Annotated in this window: 11 protein-coding genes; 5 read left to right on the plus strand and 6 right to left on the minus strand. The window is 51.2% G+C overall.

The genetic code is table 11. The features are described from left to right. Positions 1-220 precede the first annotated feature (220 nt). From ACXAFI_RS15215 to ACXAFI_RS15230, 4 genes are all read left to right on the plus strand, one after another. Positions 221-1,276 (plus strand): FecR family protein, encoded by a 1,056-nt coding sequence (locus ACXAFI_RS15215; protein WP_475109491.1) that lies wholly within the window; start codon positions 221-223, stop codon positions 1,274-1,276. A gap of 112 nt (positions 1,277-1,388) precedes the next feature. After that, entirely contained in the window at positions 1,389-4,298 is a 2,910-nt protein-coding gene (locus ACXAFI_RS15220) for a TonB-dependent receptor (protein ID WP_475109492.1), read from the plus strand. A 233-nt stretch (positions 4,299-4,531) separates the two neighbouring features. Next, the gene (locus ACXAFI_RS15225; RefSeq protein WP_475109493.1) at positions 4,532-7,387 is read left to right on the plus strand and encodes a TonB-dependent receptor; all 2,856 of its coding nucleotides are present in this window, start codon (positions 4,532-4,534) and stop codon (positions 7,385-7,387) included. 744 nt (positions 7,388-8,131) lie between these two features. Continuing rightward, positions 8,132-10,843 carry a TonB-dependent receptor plug domain-containing protein gene (locus tag ACXAFI_RS15230; protein WP_475109494.1) on the plus strand — a complete coding sequence of 904 codons (2,712 nt, stop codon included), beginning with the start codon at positions 8,132-8,134 and terminating at the stop codon, positions 10,841-10,843. 126 nt (positions 10,844-10,969) lie between these two features. Here ACXAFI_RS15230 and ACXAFI_RS15235 read toward each other — a convergent pair whose 3' ends face one another. After that, positions 10,970-12,103 (minus strand): tetratricopeptide repeat protein, encoded by a 1,134-nt coding sequence (locus ACXAFI_RS15235; protein ID WP_475109495.1) that lies wholly within the window; start codon positions 12,101-12,103, stop codon positions 10,970-10,972. A 238-nt stretch (positions 12,104-12,341) separates the two neighbouring features. On the opposite strand from ACXAFI_RS15235, the gene ACXAFI_RS15240 reads away from it, so the two are divergent. Then, complete coding sequence (locus ACXAFI_RS15240; protein ID WP_475109496.1) at positions 12,342-14,123, plus strand: peptide MFS transporter; 1,782 nt, start codon at positions 12,342-12,344, stop codon at positions 14,121-14,123. A gap of 136 nt (positions 14,124-14,259) precedes the next feature. Here ACXAFI_RS15240 and ACXAFI_RS15245 read toward each other — a convergent pair whose 3' ends face one another. From ACXAFI_RS15245 to dapA, 5 genes are all read right to left on the minus strand, one after another. Continuing rightward, positions 14,260-15,090 carry a sulfite exporter TauE/SafE family protein gene (locus ACXAFI_RS15245; RefSeq protein WP_475109497.1) on the minus strand — a complete coding sequence of 277 codons (831 nt, stop codon included), beginning with the start codon at positions 15,088-15,090 and terminating at the stop codon, positions 14,260-14,262. Between the two features lie 66 nt (positions 15,091-15,156). Continuing rightward, the gene (locus tag ACXAFI_RS15250; RefSeq protein ID WP_475109498.1) at positions 15,157-15,981 is read right to left on the minus strand and encodes a sulfite exporter TauE/SafE family protein; all 825 of its coding nucleotides are present in this window, start codon (positions 15,979-15,981) and stop codon (positions 15,157-15,159) included. Positions 15,982-16,084: 103 nt separating this feature from the next. After that, positions 16,085-16,858, minus strand: coding sequence for an MBL fold metallo-hydrolase (locus tag ACXAFI_RS15255; RefSeq protein WP_475109499.1), 774 nt, complete (start codon positions 16,856-16,858; stop codon positions 16,085-16,087). A gap of 2 nt (positions 16,859-16,860) precedes the next feature. Further along, positions 16,861-18,057 carry an outer membrane protein assembly factor BamC gene (bamC, locus tag ACXAFI_RS15260; protein WP_444921116.1) on the minus strand — a complete coding sequence of 399 codons (1,197 nt, stop codon included), beginning with the start codon at positions 18,055-18,057 and terminating at the stop codon, positions 16,861-16,863. A gap of 34 nt (positions 18,058-18,091) precedes the next feature. After that, positions 18,092-18,967, minus strand: a complete 876-nt coding sequence (gene dapA, locus ACXAFI_RS15265; protein WP_152451649.1) for a 4-hydroxy-tetrahydrodipicolinate synthase — start codon at positions 18,965-18,967, stop codon at positions 18,092-18,094. Between the last annotated feature and the right edge of the window lie 10 nt (positions 18,968-18,977).

An 18,977-nucleotide genomic window follows, 5' to 3' on the forward strand; every position in this document is an offset into this window, starting at 1 on the left:
TGCAAGAGCGAACTTAAAGATCCGGCCAAACCTGTAAAGCGAGGCACTTTCAGAATTATTTGCTGCCAAAGAGAGCCCTGGCATTGCAATTATTTCGTAGGAATCCCTTTACACTCGCCAGTATCGTATAAGTCGGTCAAATTTGAGTAAGATACCTTAAATTTTGAGACGAGAGTCCCACTCTTAAAGCACTATTTAACTCCTAACTACTAGAGCAAGTATGAACAGCAACCCCCAACATCAAACAAGCGATGAGTGCCTGGACCAGGCCTGTGCTTGGGTTGCCCGTTTACGCTCAGAGGCTATGAGTAACGCGGAAAAGCGCGAATTCGCAACTTGGCTGGCAGCCACGGAAGCCCATCGCCAAGCTTTCGATGAGGTGGTAGAACTCTGGGGCGACCTGGGTGCTCTCGCCCATATGCCAGTCGATCAGCTCTTCCCCGAGAGTGTACCGAGTTCCCCACCTCAAAATAGTGGAGAAGCGCGGAAATCGAGAAAAGCACAGAGTGCTATGAGCGCTAATTGGGGCCTGCCGCAATGGCTTATTGGTGGTGGGCTCGCTACCTGCGGCGCTTTTCTCGCCGTCTGGATAGGCCTGCAATGGTTAGGCAGCGGCAAAATTGACCAACAAATATATACAACGCAGTTAGGCGAGATTCGCACTGTTAGCCTTGCAGATGGGTCCGAAATAAAACTGAACTCCAATAGTGAACTCCGCGTGAACTTTAGCCGCAAAGAGAGGCAGACACAGCTTCTTCGTGGAGAGGCCTTTTTTGACGTGGCCCGCCAGACTGCTCGTCCATTCACAGTGGCCGCCGGCAGCGCAAATATTCGCGTCTTGGGAACCGAATTTAATGTGGAGCTGAACCCGGAGAACACCCGGGTATCGGTGACAGAAGGCAAGGTCTCTGTCAGTGAAGCGGAAAAAACACCCGGCCTAACCCCCGAGTCCGTCACCCTCGTCAAAAACCAAAAGGTCAGCGTATCTACCCTGGGCCTCACCCAAATCCAGCACACCTCACCGGAACAGGCAACAGACTGGACCCGAGGCATCCTAGTATTTGAGAAAACTCCCCTTAAAGAAGCCCTGCAAGAGCTCAACCGCTATCTAGCCGTTCCGGTCGTCGCTGCCCCACAAGTTGAGAGCCGTTTAGTATCCGGCACATTTGCTGTATCCGACCCAGATAACACACTAGAAGCCATTACCACTGCCTTAGATCTTCAGCAAGATCACAGCAATAACAACCTGACTATCTTGTCTCCCAAGCACAACTAGGTTATAACCGTCCCAAATGGCGGTCGATTATTGAGCAAATAACCATTCCCCCGCCCGCAAAAACAATAGATACAACTGTTCAGCGAAATTTTATGCTCTGAACGCAATAAAAATGGGCAACCTCTTGACGGCAAGGCACTGGGTTACAACCTTTTTAGCACTTCTGCTATCGGCAAATAGCGCAGCTAGTGCACTGTGTCCAAAGCCCAGTATCGAACTTCCCGCAAGCTCTCTGCCTGAGGCCCTTATCTTCCTGGGAAGACACTGCCAAATCTCTATTTTGGTACAAACCTCCTCAGCTTCCTTATTTAAACTACCCAAACAGACACTAAACACCGAGCAGGGTCAGTTTGAAGCAACGATTGAGCAATTATTAAAAGACCTCCCATTCTCTTATCACCGTATCGGCCCAACCTCTTATGCGGTTATCCCGGATAAGAACTCAGCTCCTCAAACTGAACAACAATTCAGCTCGCCTCCTGAAGAGATCACGGTTACCGGGCAAAGCCTCACTGGCAGTCACTTGCGACATTACCAACTAGATGGCTACGCCCCCATCGACAGAATCACCAGAGAGCAACTTGAACTCACTGGAGCGCAAACTGTCTCCGATGTACTCAAATTTCTGCCGGCAGTATCCGGAAACTCCACCAGCACTTCGGTAAGCCAGGAGGATGACGGAACAGCCATAGTTTCTCTTCGCTATCTCCCCGCCAGTAATACCCTGGTGTTAATTAATGGCCGCCGCATTATTGGCGATGGATACAATGGAGAGGCTACAGATCTCAACACGATTCCCCTCTCCTTGGTCGAGCGCGTAGAGATCCTAAAAGATGGCGCATCTGCGGTTTATGGTTCGGATGCAATCGCTGGAGTTATCAACATCATCCTTCGCAAGGACTTCGAAGGCTTATCCATAGATAGCTACTACGGGCAGTCAGAAGCCGGTGATCGTGAGACTGAATCACACAATTTAACATGGGGAAGACATGGTGAACGCAGCCATGTAATGCTCAGCCTTGCGCAATATAAGCAAGGCTCAATAATGAGCCGCGACCGCAGTTTGTCAGAGTCCGCTGACAGCCGTAATTTTGGCGGCACAGATAAGCGTTCGTCAGCCATTCCCGAGGGGTTTATCGCCCTTGATAGCAGCACAACTTTAACCGCTACAACCCCCAGGGATTATCGGGACTGGTCCCTGGAGGACCGCTACGATTACAACGACTATACCTCCGCTGTCACCCCACTCCAAAGCAACTCCGCGTACCTATCTGCCGACTTCGACCTCTCAGATAACACCCTGATATATACGGAAGTGATGGGCCTACACACCTCTGGAGAATCGACCAAGGCGCCCTCCCCAGTCTTCACTCGCTTCGATAACGGTGATCTGACAATAGCGGCAGACAATATTTACAATCCTTTCAACCAAGCAATTACAGATGTTAGGAGGCGTGTTACGGAACTGGGCTCACGCATCCAAGAAAATCGCACCACTTCCTGGAGGCTTAACGCAGGAATCAAAGGAGTTCGCAACCTTTGGCACTGGGAACTTAACACCTCTCTTCAGAGAACAGAAAAATCTGAAAAGCTCAGCAATCTTATAAATCCTCTAGCACTCTCCCAGGGCCTGAAGGGACCTGCTAGCTGTAATACTAGCAATGGCTGTATTCCTATAAACCTGCTCGGCCCCAGCGGCAGTATTGATCAAGAACAGCTGGAATTTATTCGAGGGGTAAGCACGACTAAAAGCCGCACGCGAATGGAGTCCCTCACCTTTATCTCAGACGGAACCCTAGGGGAAAACCGGTCCGGAGAAATTTTAGCCGCGATAGGATTTGAGCTTAGGCATGAGGCCCTGACCAGCGACTCTAATGACCTGGACGGCCTTTCCTATATTGGAGGGCACGCCCCAGGGGCAACCCAAGGCTCACGTACTATTAAAGAAACCTTTGCGGAAGTCTCAATCCCAATTCAGGAAGATAAACTCTGGCTAGATGGAGCAATCCGCTTATCCAGCTATAGTGACTTTGGCAATACTTACAACCCCAAGCTCGCTATCCGCTGGCAGGTTTTAGATGACATAAACCTAAGGATTAGCTACGCCAGCGGCTTCAGGGCCCCCACCCTTACCGATATGTATCAACAGGGCTACCAAAGTCAGGAGTTTATCTTTGACCCCTGTACAAGTAACAGCTCAGCCAGCCTCACTGGCTGCTCCTCCCAAACCGATAATGCGCGAATCCAATATCTTACCGAGTTTGGGGGCAACCCCGACCTTACGCCCGAAACCTCAAAAACCCTCACCGCCAGCCTAGCCTGGACTCCGGAACAAATAGAGGGATTAAGCGCCGCTCTCGAAATCTTTAACATCCAGCAGGAGGATGTTATTGGCAGCAACCCGCAGTTCCTGGTTGAGCAGAATGCCTATGCCGGACTATTCAGTGATAGAGTACTCAGAGATGAGCGCGGTGAAATCACTAAAATTCTCGCCACAAGAATCAATAAAGGCCGCAGAACTATCCGTGGTTACGACATCTCGCTCCGTTATGACCTACCCATAGGTGAGTTTGGGCAGCTCAACCTGGCAATGAACTTAAGCCATATGTTGAACTACCTAAACCAAGGAGCCCCCGGACTACCTGAAGAAGAGTTGGCTGGCACTTTTGTAGATACCACAACCGGCGGAGCAGGCTCACTGCCAGAATTTAAAGCCAATGCGGGGATTTATTGGAGTAACAACCAGTGGAAGGCCGGTTATACCATGCACTTTGTCGGCGACACAGAAGAAACCTTCGCCCATAGCGACAAAATCGTAACTAATAATATAAACAGTTGGCTTAGCCACGATGCACAATTCTCATTCAACCCTTCAAATAGATTTCGACTTGCAATTGGAATCAACAACCTATTTGATACCCCACCTCCTTTCGCGATAACGGCGACAGAGAACAACTTTGACCACCGCACCTATGATCTGACCGGACGATACTGGTATGGCTCCATTTCACTAAAGCTATAACCATCCCAGCATCAGCAACAAGCACTCAAACAACTCATCTCTCCTGCTCCCAAACCTGCCAAAACACCCATAACGAAGTATCAGCAAAAAAATGAGATTTTTTTTGAGGGGATCTTCATGCCACTCGTTAAGAGGTATGTTGGGAGGAAAGTGGCCACTTGGGGGTAGCTGCTTTCAAGACTCGTCAATTTTGACAACAGATTATAAATCCAACGATCAAGAGAGGATTGACAATGAAAAAGAATCTCCTGTCCGCGGCTGTAAAGGGGGCTTTAGGCCTTACCGCAGCAGCGATCATGATTCCGGCTATGCCCGCATTTGCTCAGGAAGACGCAACCTTAGTTGAAGAGGTTGTAGTTACAGGGTCCCGCATCCAGCGTGTCGACCTTGAAGGCGCCCTACCAATTCAGGTAATGAATGCTGAGGATATCGCAGCTACCGGTGTGACCTCCGCACCTGAACTGATGTCCAAGATAACTTCCATGCAGGGTATGACAATTGCAGCTGACTCTGTTGGTGGCAGCGGCGGCGGAATTCAAAGTGCTAACCTGCGCGATATCGGTTCTCAATACACCCTGGTTCTATTGAACGGCCGTCGCATGGTTTCCTCTACCTCTGGCAGCACGGTAGACCTGAGCCACGTCCCTCTGGCCGCTATTGAACGTGTTGAAGTATTAACTGACGGTGCAAGCGCCTTGTATGGCTCCGACGCTATTGCCGGTGTTGTAAACTTCATTCTCAAGAGAGAAGTAGACGCCACCACAGTTAGCGTGCGCTATGACAAACCTCAAGCAAGTGGCGGCGGCGACATTGCCTCGCTTGACATAACAAGTGGCTTCGGTGATCTCGACGAAGACGGCTTTACCATCATGGGGAGTTTTAGCCACAACGAGCAGAGCGAGCTTGCTGCGAAAGACCGCGACTGGGCCAGCAGTGGTATTATTCAGGTAACCAATCCAGCTACTGGCAACACCGGACTGTTCTTCAACGGCTCTCCGAACGCCATCCCAGGTAACGCTTTCGTTTATTACACTGAAGAGTGGCGTGAGAACTGGGCTGCTGAAAATAATAAAGATAAAAATGAAGCTCCGATAAGCGAGTCCTTCAACCCATACCGAAAAGCGAACGGCAATTGTGCCCCAGATAACGCTCCTTCCGGCGACTTGTGTGCTTTCGACTACACCAGCACTCTTTTCATTCTCCCGGAAAAAGAAACTGATTCCATATTCCTATCCGGCAAATACCGCATTAGCGACAACCTGGAAGGCTTCAGCGAACTGGTTTATTCCCAGCGAACCATGACTACCAAGATCGCGCCTTACCCAACTGGCGGGGTACCTCTACCCCTCGACTCTCAGTTGGTTGAGGATTATGTACTACCATATGCGAGCGTTGACATAACCGACATCGATCAAGTTGCCGGCACCTGGCGTGCCCTGGCTGCGGGTAACCGTCAAACAGAATGGAAATCCGATGCTCTGCACCTCGTTAGCGGTGTAAATGGCTCTGTTGGTGATATTAATTTTGAAGGGGCGGTTTTCCACTCCACTACCGACCAGGAAGAAAACTATCCGGACGGCTGGCTTTTGGCCAAAGAGTTCCGTGAACTGCTCGGCACTGGCCAGGTAAATATCTTCGAGACAGCAGACAACCTGCCAGAAGATACCGCCACACTGCTTGAGCCCACCAAGTACATTGGCAACAACACGACTACAGAAACCGCTACAACTGGTTTTGACCTATCCATGGATATGCCGCTTTTCAGCATGAACGGCGGTGAAGCCCAGTTGGCAGCTGGTATCGACGTCCGTCGCAATAGCTACGAGCGGGGCATCTCCGACGCCAACAAAAATGGACTTATCCTGTTCGAACAGCCCGGTACCTCTTACGACCTGGAACGCGACACTTACGGCGCTTACGCTGAAGTCCTGCTCCCGGTAATAGACTCTTTAGACTTTACCGCATCTCTACGTTATGACCGTATCGGCGGTGTCGACGCAGTAGTTGATGATGTTAATCTTGGCACCGTGAACAGCTCTGAGTCTGACTTTACTTACAAGCTGAGCACTCGCTGGACCGCAACTGAAAACCTGTCTTTCCGTGCTTCTTACGGTACTGGTTTCAAGGCACCCTCAATGATTGAGCTGGCTCGCCCTCTAGTAAATTTTGGTGTAACTTCCGGCACTTACGACTGCCCGTTCCCTGCTGGCGATTCGTTACGCAACCTCTGCCTTACATCAACCGGCTTCCAGGCTCAGGTTCTGAGTGGCGGAAATACAGAGCTATCCCCAGAAACTTCTACTCAGTACTCCTTCGGTTTTGTTCTTGATACCCCTAGTGGCTTCACTACCACTATTGACTACTGGAATATTTCCATTGAAGACCAGGTGGATAGCCTGACCGAGCAGACGATATTTGAGAACTGGCAACAATACCGTGAACTATTTGTGCCGGTTACCAATAGCTCCACTGGTCGTGATGAACTAGGTATCATTCAAGCGTTTGTTAACGTCGGTGAGACAGAAGTAAGTGGTATCGACTACCGCTTCGAGCAATCTATTGAACTTTCCTTCGGTGAAATGATGTTCACCCTGGGCGGAACCTACATGATAGAGAACGAAAACTCTCTCTACGGGTCCAGCATGGGTCAATTCGGCTCTGATGACAGTGTAACCTTCCGTAACCAGATCCGCGCGGGTGTTTCTCTGTCTCACGGTAACTTCATCCACAACTTGGGCATGAGCTACCGCAGTGGTTACCTGGACCAGGCTAATACTATTGGCCTGATCGACGATGACGGTAATTATGTAACTGAAATTGTTTATGACGAAAATGGTGTAGGAACTGAAGAGATCGTATATGAGGATGTACAGCTGCGTATACCTTCTTACGTTACCTTCGACGTCCAGAGCCAAGTTGCGCTGATGCAAGATCAGCTAACTCTGAAACTCGGTATCAACAACCTAACCGACCAGGAGCCGCCGCGCACACTGCGCACCAGCGGTGCCGGCCACCAGTTAGGCTTCGATCCGCGTTACTCTGACGGCTACGGCCGTACCGTATACCTGAATGTAGGTTACACCTTCTAAGAACGTAAGTTCTTAGCAAAGCCCGTGGCGTTCGCGCCACGGGCTTTTTTTTACCGGCGAAATTAGTAAACCCCTCTTTCAAAGAGAATGTGTCAGATTTGGTCTGAACTAATCCATAAGATTCAATGTACCAATTTAAGATCTAAGCTCCAGCAGTGCCAACCCCCCCCCCCCTCAATCAACCACTTGCTCAACCGACCCTAGAACCTATGGCTGCATCACTATTTACTAACAATTGCGTCCCATTAGTGCCAATCCCCTTGAGCTTCGATGAAATTTCCAACTTCTGTGTGGGTTTTTGGTTCTACTCAAAAGTTTAATATCGACCCATATAGTGATTAGCTGAGTGACCTACTCTCCTTTTTATCCACACCTTCCGGTTCAATAAAGCGATGTAGTTAGCATTCACGTCAGGTTAAAAGTAGTGAAGCTTACCTCCCCCTAAATAGGGTTGGCGTCTTACTGGTCACAAAAAAATCTATGGAAAAATTATTTATCGAAGATAAGTCAAGTAGAGCAACGTACTTACAAAAAATTACTTCTAAGCAATATATAGAACCTAGCCGGGAGAAAAAACGTACATCAGTTGCCGAGAGTGTATGCAGCTCACTGTTGTTTAGTGGGACAGGAAAAATGTCACAATAGTTCCATATTGGAGTTTTTTGATTTAAAGTCAGCTTTGACAGGTTATCTTGTATACACCTTATAGCCATAAAAGCACCTTAAATATAAAAAGGTTCCACTATGATCAAGACCAAACTGAGCGTTGCCATTGCAGCACTGGGCACCATCGCCAGCTCTGGCGTTTTCGCCCAGGAATCTATTCCCGGACCAGAAGTTGAGGAAGTAGTTGTTACTGGTTCCCGCATTGCGCGTGACCCTTTGTCCACTACCGGCCCTATCACTCTGGTTGACTCTGAAGCTATCCAGCGATCCGGTGTCGGTACCATTGATGAGCTGCTCAACCAGCTGCCATCCATGGGTACTACCGGTATCAACGCCAACGACAACAACGGCGGTGGTGGTCTGTCATTCGTGGACCTGCGCAACCTAGGTTCTGCACGTACCCTGGTACTGGTGAATGGTCGTCGCTTTGTATCCTCCAGCTCTGGCGTTAGCTCTGCGGTAGATATGAACAATATCCCGGTAGATATGATCGACCGTATCGAAGTTCTGACCGATGGCGCCTCTGCCGTATACGGTTCAGACGCAGTCGCCGGTGTGATCAACGTCGTTATGAAAGATTCTTACGATGGTGTTCGCGTTAACGCCCGTGCAGGCGCCACAGAAGCTGGCGGCGGTGAAAATGGCGAGCTGTCCATTACCTTTGGCAAGGAATTCGATCGTGGCCAATTTATCGGCAATCTAACTCATAGCAAGCGTGATGAAATTACCTATAAAGACCGAGACTGGGCGGGATTAACAAGTGCTAGCTCTGTCACAGGCACAATTGTTACCAGCTATGGTAAGAAATATTACACTATTGATGACAGTGCTGAAAAAATCGGCGATTACACATCATATGATATTGGTCAGTACATGTGGTTGTCTGGTGCTATGGAACGCACCAGCTTAACAGGGAGCGGTACCTTCTCGTTAACTGACTCCATCGAGCTTTACGGCGAAGGCTCCTTCACCGTTAAGACAACTAACCAGCAAATGGCTGCCCAGCCACTATCTACTGGTGGCGGCTTAGCCTTGACCACAGACGATCTTCCCAGTGAGATTCAGTCGCAGCTTAAACAAATATGGCAAGAGGACAATGAGGATTACGAAGAGCTCTTAGCCGCATATGAAGCCGCACACGCCGAATGGACTGCCAACCCCGTAGGTAGCGAGCCTTTGGAGCCTTGGGCCAACGGTGTATCCTCTTTCTATCTACGTCCTGTAGCCACAGGAACCCGTGACTCAGAACAGAAAACAGAAACCTACCGTTTTCTTGCTGGAGCACGTGGTGATCTGACTAATGGCTGGGGCTGGGATACCTTCTTAAGCTATGGCAAAAATGAAGGTGAAAACACCATGGCTAACTCCATCAGCAAAACAAAGCTGCAGGAGATTCTCGATGGAACCAGTGATATTGATGAGGAGGATATTCAGTTCTTCGGTGGCATCAGTGATGAAGTGGCCAACTATATCGGCTACATCGACCGTGAAGATAATGAATATGAAATGCTCAATTTCGGTGCCAGCTTGACCGGCGACATCGAAGCCATTCAGTTCCAAGGCGGTGCTTTGGGTTTTGCTTCCGGTGTTGAATACCGCAAAGAGTCTGGCGAATTCAATCCAAGTGAAGAAACCCAAAGTGGTGATACTTTTGGCAACAAGCAGGAAGCAACTTCCGGTGACTTCGCAGTTACTGAGGTCTTTGCAGAGTTTAACCTGCCAATCTTGTCTGGAGCCAAGTATGCCGATGAACTCTCTGTTGATGCAGCTATTCGCTACTCCGACTACGATACTTTTGGCGGCCAAGCAACTTACAAAGTTGGTGCAGTTTATGCACCGACGGAAAACCTACGCTTCCGTTCTAGTATTTCTACCGCGTTCCGTGCGCCAGGCATCTATGAACTCTATAGCGGCACCGCTCAGAGTTACCCATCACTAACAGACCCTTGCGCCACTAACAAAGACGTTAATTCTAAAGGTCGAGGTGCTAACTGTGATTCACAGAATGTTTCCGACACTTTAGTGCAAGCAAGTAAGCAAATTCCCGTTAATATTGGCGGCAACGCTGATTTGCAACCTGAAGAATCAACCAGCTTTACGGCAGGAGTTGTGTGGACCCCAGCATTTACTGAAGACTTATCCATTACTTTGGATTACTTCAATATAAAAGTTGAGGACGCAATCCAGTCTCCTGATCTCCAGCAAATACTGGACGACTGTTACCGTAACGAGGGCAAAGAGGCTGCCTGTAACTATATCACGCGCCTGAATAATAATGAGATCATCGACATTAACGGCGCAAAGATGAATGTTGGTGAGATCAATACCAGCGGGATTGATATCGATGTAGTACAAAACTTCCACTATGACGCTGGTAAATTAGCACTACGCGCTCAGGCTACGCACCTGCTTGAATACGAAGAGCATAATACCCAAACAGGTAGCACTACTGATTACCTTGACTACATTGGCACTACAGGTGGTACTTATACAAAGTGGCGTGGCCTGGCCAGCGCAACCTGGTACGCCAATAACTGGGACTTTGGTGCCGACATTCAGTACATCGGGGATGGCCATAGTGAAGAGTTAGATATGCCCTCTCACACTTACCTGAACCTCAAGGCAGGCTGGGATGTTAGTGAGGCTATGCGTCTAACCGCGGGGATTGACAACGTAACCGATCGCGAACCATCTTACACTTCCATCCATAGTGCTGTTAGTTTCGATACAAATAGTACTTATGACTATCAGGGCCGCTATGCTTGGGCTGGTGTTACTTACCAGTTCTAGTTAGCGAATCTCGCAAGTCAATAGATAAGAAAGGGGCCAATCTGGCCCCTTTCTTTGTTAAGCGATTAAGCATTTAGATTTAGTAACCCTTGTACTTAACACCTAATGACAAGCAACAAAAGATTCTTACTCTCTCTCCATTATCAGGTGCAATTTTCGCTGATAGGCGTTGACTGTTGAGGGACTAGTCACCAGCGAGAAGGCCTCTTCAAAACTCTCCCTTGATGCCGCCATTTCCCCAAGCTGATATCTGGTCAACCCGAGTAAAAAGTGGAAGCGATGATCGCCTTCGTGGCGCATTACAGCCTTGCGCAAGCGGCGTTCGGCCCGCTTGAAGTCTCCCTGCTCATAGGCATCTCGCGCTTGGTAGAAGAGAAAATAGGGATTGCGTTCCCGGTGGTAGCGGGCACGCTTGGCGTATTCATCGGCAAGTGCTTGTTGGCCGTTGTGCCGGTAGAGCCGCTCCAGATTACTGATTGCAACAAGGTTGCTACTTTTTAAATGCAGGGCTTGCTGATAACTCTGCTGCGCCTCGGTTAAAAAACCGAAGTGGCTGTACATGGCTCCCAAGTTGGCCCATAAATCGCTTCTCTGCGGTCGCAATTCCAGAGCCTTGCGCAGATATAAAAAGGCTTGCTCTCTCTCCCCTTCACGCATCAATTCAACCCCGCGATTACTGTAGTAGAGGGCAAAGGCTGTTGTGTCATCCAGGATGTGCTGATCGTAAGCAGGGTCATAGGCGGCAAGGTTGAAATCGACTACGCGGCGACTGCGAGAGCTTTCCGATACCATATTCACATGGCGGTAAACGATAAAGGTCTCGGGCTCATCATGACTCCAAACAGGAGGTACTTCCACCTGGTTAAAGGAAGCCTCAGCCCCCAACTCTCTGGCCATCGCCACCATCATCAGAGTGAAAGCCAGGCAGTTGCCGCGCGCCTGGCGATAGGTTTCCATAGCCGTTAGGGTGCTACTTTCATCGTACTCGACGGTAAAGTCTCGTTGCTCAAAGGCCCGAATCAATGCCGCTAAGCGGCTTTGCGGACTGGCGTTGGGGGCCAATTTCTGCAGGTAGGCCCGCAAGTCGGAATCTAATCCCAGGAGATCTTCTTGGGGCAATTCCTCCAGAGTAACGGATCTGCCGAGTAAAACCTCACCGCTCAGGGCGTCTTCAAGGATAATTGGCCGATGTTCATCGGGCGGCAAACTAGTACAAGCACTCAACAACAGGAACAGACTTAGCAACAATGGGGCTTTCATTGTTATTTTCCCCTTGAAATTCTTGTTTATACAGGATTTACCACTTATCAGCCCCCAATGGAAGCACCTGATTACCATTTCTCTAAATTGTTCCACAACGGTTCGCCTGGAATTTAGACAGCTGGTAAACTCTGCCCGTTGTACTGGAAGCTCTTGAAGCAGTCTGTTCGATCTCGTCCTTTTTGAGTGAGCGACTGGCGGAGGTTCCCCAATAACTATTACAGACAGAGGAACTTCTATGTCTTCTAATGTCGCGGACGTCACCACGGCGGCCTCTCCGAGCTCGGGCGAATTGCTCGGCCACCCGAAAGGGCTCTATATCTGTTTTGCTACAGAGCTGTGGGAGCGATTCTCCTTCTATGGGATGAAGTACTTGCTCCTGCTCTACCTCACCAAGTATCACCTTTTTACCGATAGCGCGGGTTACGACGTACTCGGCGCCTATGCCGGCCTGGTATACGCCCTGCCTCTGATCGGTGGCCTGCTGGCCGACCGCTACCTGGGTATGCGCAAGGCGGTACTATTTGGTGGTGTCCTGCTATGTCTCGGCCACTTGTTAATGGCTGTGGAAGGCCATCAGGCTATCTCCTATGCCGCAGGTACAGTTCTTTCCGAAGCCATTACTTTGAATGATGGCAGCGTGATTGCGGCAGGTACTACCCTGACTGAGAAGGTCATTATTCAGGATGTAGTGGCCCTCAAAGTCTTCTTTATGGCCCTGGCACTGATCACCGTGGGAGTTGGCTTCTTGAAGCCCAACATTTCCACCATTGTCGGCCAACTCTATCCAAAGAATGATTCCCGCCGCGATGCCGGCTTTACCATCTTCTATATGGGCATCAACGTAGGTTCCTTTATTGCCACCCTGCTATGCGGTTGGCTTGGAGAAACTTACGGTTGGGGATATGGTTTCGGCCTTGCCGGTATCGGTATGGTCTTCGGCCTGATCACCTTTGTTTGGGGTCAAAAGTACCTTGATGGCTTGGCAGAACCGAGCCGCCCGGAAGTGCTGAAAGAAAAGGCACTTGGTCCTATCAACAAAGAGTGGGCCGTTTACCTCGGCGCCATCCTCTCTCTTGGTTTGGTTTGGTACCTGGTACAGAGTGAGCCCATGGTGCACCTGGCTCAGAACAGCCTCCTGATCGTCGCCATCGTCGGCCTGATCCTATTCTCCATGCTGTACAAAGATAGTAAGGGCACAGATTTTGTCGCTATCGGTATGGCCGCCCTGTCTGCCGGCCTCGGTCTGATCTGGGCCTTCAGTGGGGAAGACCTATGGCTGGGTGGCATGTTGCTCGCGCTGGTAGCCTTCATTGGTTACGGCTTTGTTCGCCACTACAGTGAGGAATTCTCCCGCACCGTAGTACTCATGGTCCTCATTACCTCTACCATCGTTTTCTGGGCATTGTTCGAGCAGTCCGCAGGTTCTATGACCCTGTATGCAGACCGTGTACTGGACCGCTCCATTGGTGACGGTGAAGTGCGCGCATCCATGTTTGGCTCGCTCAACGCAGGCTTTATCATGCTGCTGGCCATTCCCTTCGCCTCCCTGTGGGTTTGGCTGGGCAAGCGCGGCTGGGAACCGAGCACGCCGGTAAAATTCGGGCTGGGTATTATCCAAGCTGGCCTGGGCTTCGGCGCTCTAGTGCTGGGTGCCGCTTACCCCACAGAGGCTGGAAAAGTAGCGATGATCTGGCTGGTACTCGCCTACCTGCTGCACACCTCTGGTGAGCTCTGCCTTTCTCCTGTTGGCCTCTCCGCGGTTACCAAGCTGTCCATCGGCAAGGTGGTCAGTGTGAGCATGGGTACCTGGTTCCTGGCGACAGCACTGTCTGAAACTGTAGCTACCCGTATCGGTAAGATGGCCGCTGTCCCTCAGGAAGGTGGCACCGATCTCGCCTCTACCCTGACGACTTATACCAACCTGTATGAGTACCTGATGTGGTGGGGCCTGGGTGTCGGTGTACTGATGATTGTTATCTCACCGCTGCTGAAAAAAGGTATGTGTGGTATCCGCTAAGGGAAACCATCATCACAACAAAAAGCCACTGTTTTTACAGTGGCTTTTTTATTTCTGATATCCCACCCCTCAAACACCAATCAATGAAGAAACCCTCTTCGTCACCCATCGAGCACTGATAAGTGAGAAAGTAGCTCTAGCTCAGCCCCACTAACAGATTGAAGTTTTGCCAAATAAAACGAATCCCGATAATGCAGAGCAATATGGCAAAGCACAGTTTCAGTCGTTTAGCGGAAATTCTGTGAGCCAGGTTCGCTCCAAACTTGGCAAAGAGCACACTGGTAAGAACAATCCCAAGGAAGGCCGGCCAGTAAATATAGCCACTACTCCAATGCGGCAATAATTTATTGCCCCACCCCTGCACAACAAAACTCAGCGAACCTGAAATAGCAATAGGCAGACCAAAAGCCGCGGAGGTACCCACCGCACGCTGCATTTTGACACCGAAGTGCGATAGATAGGGGACTACCAGTGCTCCTCCGCCAATACCAAAAATGGCTGCGAGCCATCCGATGAATCCCGCTGAACTGATCAAGGGCAACGAACCAGGTAAGTGATCATCAGTCTCCTGTTGAGAGGTGGGGCGCAAACTGCTCAAGCCCATTCGTGCAGCCATAACTATGGCGAAGACACCGATCAGCAACTGTAACCAGGCACCCGGCAACAGATCCGCAGTCACGCCCCCCAGCCAAGACCCCAAAAGTATTCCTGGAGTCATCACCCAAAATAGATGCCAATCCACGGCGCCCTTTTTGTTATGAGCCCAGACCGAACTTATTGAAGTGATGATAATGGTTGCCAGAGAGGTGCCCACAGCCATATGGGTCAGTACTTCGGGAGAAATACCTGTCGCGGAAAAAATCAGCACCAGCGCCGGGACGATGATCAGCCCCCCGCCGATTCCCAGGAGACCCGCTGCCGTACCCGCTATAGCACCGAGTAATAGGTAAACAAACAACATTTCCATGTTGCTTCAGTTTAGCTATCCCTATGAGACCAAGCCGGAAAGCCGGCAAAACATAAAGGTCAAACTTTACAGGGCCAATAAGCCACTATTCAGCCAAATAAAACGCCCACCAATGACACAGAGCAACACCGCAAATCCATGCTTCAACCACTTTGCCGGGAGACGATGGGCAAGGTTGGCACCGAGGCGGGCGAAAATCGTGCTGGTCGCAACAATACCTAAAAAGGCAGGCCAGTAGATAAAGCCACTGCTCCATTGCGGCAGCAGAATATTATTCCAACCCTGCACCGCAAAACTCAAAGCCCCCGCTATAGCAATGGGTAAGCCACAGGCTGCAGATGTGGCCACTGCCCGCTGCATTCGCACTTTGCAGCGGGACAGGAATGGCACTGTGAGGGAGCCACCACCTATACCGAAGATTGCCGAAACCCAACCAATCCCCGCACCAGAAATAGTCATTATGGGTGCAGCCGGTAGATTGCCTTCCCCCTCTTCCACCCCGTTGTGCCGCAAGCCACTCAGCCACATGCGAATGGCAATAATAATTGCAAAGACGCCAATTAACAGTTGCAGCCAGGCACCAGGTAGCCACTCCGCTGTCACCCCTCCAAGCCAGGAGCCGAGAAGGATTCCAGGAGTCATCACCCAAAATAAGCGCCAATCCACTGCGCCCTTCTTATTGTGCGCGCGCACGGAGCTGATAGAGGTGATAATGATCGTTGCAAGAGATGTTCCCACCGCCATGTGAGTGAGGATATCCGGGGAGATCCCCATTGCGGTAAAAACCAACACCAGGGCCGGTACGATGATTAAACCACCACCGACCCCAAACAGGCCGGCGATCGTGCCAGCCGCAGCCCCCACCACTAAATAAACGAGTAAGGTTTCCATACTGCCCCAGTCCTTACAAAGTCATCAGCGCTTATAGTCGCGCTGTTGAGCAAAAAATTATCGCTATTATCGAGAGGTAATTAAGTTAATACTCTAGGGCCCATTAGCCTCGAGCTTCAACGGTAAGCCAGTCAAAGCCATCCTGTTGACAGGCAAAAATGCAGTTCTCGACACTCTCCACCATCTCTGCCAACGCCGAGCGAGCTAGCTCGAGGGTATTATTTTTTTCGCTAATATGAGCAACTACCAGATGCTGTAGCTGCTCATAGCCCACACGCTGGAGAAATCCTGCAGCCTGCTGGTTACTCAGGTGTCCGTAGGCACCGCCCACACGCCGCTTCAGAGAGGGGGGATATGGCCCCTGGGCCAGCATCTGCGGATCGTGGTTGGCTTCCAGGACCAGTGCATCGCAACCGGCAAAATGAGATTCCACATGGGGAGTTACGGTACCGAGATCGGTCAATAGGCCCAGACTGCTGCCGCGACTGCGAAATACATACTGTGCAGCCTCTCTGGCATCGTGAGGCACAGCTACCGGTGTTACCTGGATATCCGCTAGCACAAATGGCTGATGCCCTTCGATCAGGTGCACTTGCGGCAACTTACCGATATCACGGGCGCGAAGAGTTCCGGGGGTCAGATACACCGGCAGGCCATACCTGCGCGCAAGCGGTGCGACACCGGAAAGGTGATCACTGTGCTCGTGGGTTACCAGTATTGCCGCGAGATCAGCGGGAGACATACCGAGCCGCGACATGCGTCGCTCGGTTTCCTTGATGGTAAAGCCGCAGTCCACTAACAGACATTGGTCGCCAGTGGCGACCAATGTACCGTTTCCTTTACTGCCGCTTCCCAGTGAGGCGAAGCGCAGGCCCATTATTAAATCAGATTCTGCTGAATAGAGAGCAGCAGCTGGGAGGCCTTATTGCGTGAGAGGGGCTGGCCACGGGTATCCCGGACGCGCACCTCAATCTCATCATCATCGCCACCCCGGATCACGATCAGGTAGCCGGGATAGCCATCCTCGGGAATTGAACCAACACCGAGTCCTTTGATTTCCTTGAATAGCGCAGGCTCACTACTCTTGGAGGTATCAATACCGGCTAGGATCTGCTGCAGGGTTACCTGGTCGGCACTTTCGGCCAGTTCATCTTCCTGTTTGGACTTCTTGCCCCAGGAGAACCAGCCGCCATCGTCCTCTTCACTCTCTGCCAACTCGCGCTCTTCATCGTAGGTGACATAGAAGAGACCGATATCGGAATCCTCTCTATGCAGACGGTAAGCACCGGCATTCACAGCGTGGGCAACAGTGGCCCAGGCGCGATCCATCTCAAGCCCCATGGAAATATAGGGTTCGTGGCCAGCTGGCTCACGCAACTGTACTTTCACAGAGCTGCCACCGATGGCCTGGGCCACCAGGGAGGCGGAGGCACCGGATTCTTCTGTGGCCAAGGCGGTAGACATCTCATCGATCATCCAGCCCTCGCGCTCCGGGCTGCTAGAGAGTTGCGGCCAGTTGACCGTACCACCGACTGGAGCGTCCACCGCTACGGATAAATGACGCACGTGGATCTCAGTGGTGTCCGGCTGAACACCGGTCTCAATCTGCAAGCGGTATTTGTCCTTGGTATCTGGGCTCTCATTGAAAGTCATCCAGGCGGTTTCCATAATACCGGCGCTGGCATCAGACATTTCCACAGTCAACCCGGAAGTGCGCAGGAAATAGTGCAACTGGGGCCAAACCTCTTCCGGGGGTTGGGTGACCAGTACCCAGCGATTGCTGCCCAGCTTCTGAATCTTTACCCGCTCCAAGCCTGCATTGACTGACAGAGCCTGGGGACGCGGTACTTCAAAGTCCCCTTCTTCCAAACCGTTACTGGCGATCTGTGGAATTTCGTAGAGTTCTTCCTGGTGCTTGGCGTTGATACCCTCAGGGATCTGCAGTGGCGCCAGACTATCCGCCTGTTGGTAATCGTTACTGCGATCGCGGAAATAGCCATCGTTGCCGAACACACCACAACCCGCCAGGCTGAGACTGGAAATACAGAGCGCGACTCCAACGGTCAATTTGTTCATTAAAGCTTTCCTGGTTAATTCACGATTCGCAGGTTTATAGTACGCCGGCACTGCGCAGAGCCTCGCGCACTGTAGCATGATGCTCGGGCGACAGGCTGGTCAGCGGCAGGCGGATACCGCCATCTATACGCCCCATCTCCCGCAGAGCCCATTTCACCGGTATCGGGTTGGACTCCAAAAACAAAACTTTGTGCAATATTTGGATACGCTGGTCAATCGCCCGCGCAGTCACAGCATCTCCGGCCAGCGCGGCCTCACATATCTGGGCTACCGCCGCCGGGGCTACATTGGCGGTAACACTAATATTGCCCTGGCCTCCCAGCAGCATAAGCTCCATGGCAGTATTGTCGTCACCAGAGTAGACAGCAAACCCCTCCGGCAGGGTATCCAATAAAACTTTAGCGCGCTCCAGGTCACCAGTGGCTTCCTTGATCCCGATAATATTACCCATTGAGGACAGGCGCTGAACTGTCTCCGGTAACATATCCACTGCGGTGCGGCCGGGCACGTTGTAGAGTATCTGCGGAATCGGCACAGCCTTGGCGATCGCGCGGTAATGTTGATACAAGCCTTCCTGGGTCGGCTTGTTGTAGTAGGGCGTTACCAGCAGACAGGCATCGGCCCCACAGCGGGCGGCGCTCTCAGTCAAATCGATCGCCTCTGCGGTGGAATTGGCGCCAGTTCCCGCAATTACCGGGATGCGCCCGGCGACCTGATCCACCACCCGGCGGATAACCTCGATATGTTCGTTAACGTCGAGGGTTGCGGACTCCCCAGTGGTCCCCACAGCGACCAGCGCGCGCGTACCCTGTTCAATATGCCACTCAACCAGGTTGCGCAAACTGTCCCAATCCAGGCTTCCGTCTGCATACATTGGGGTGGCCAAGGCCACCATACTGCCGGTAAACATCCTCACTCCT

It is taken from the genome of Microbulbifer sp. ABH2_005 (genome assembly GCF_056160005.1).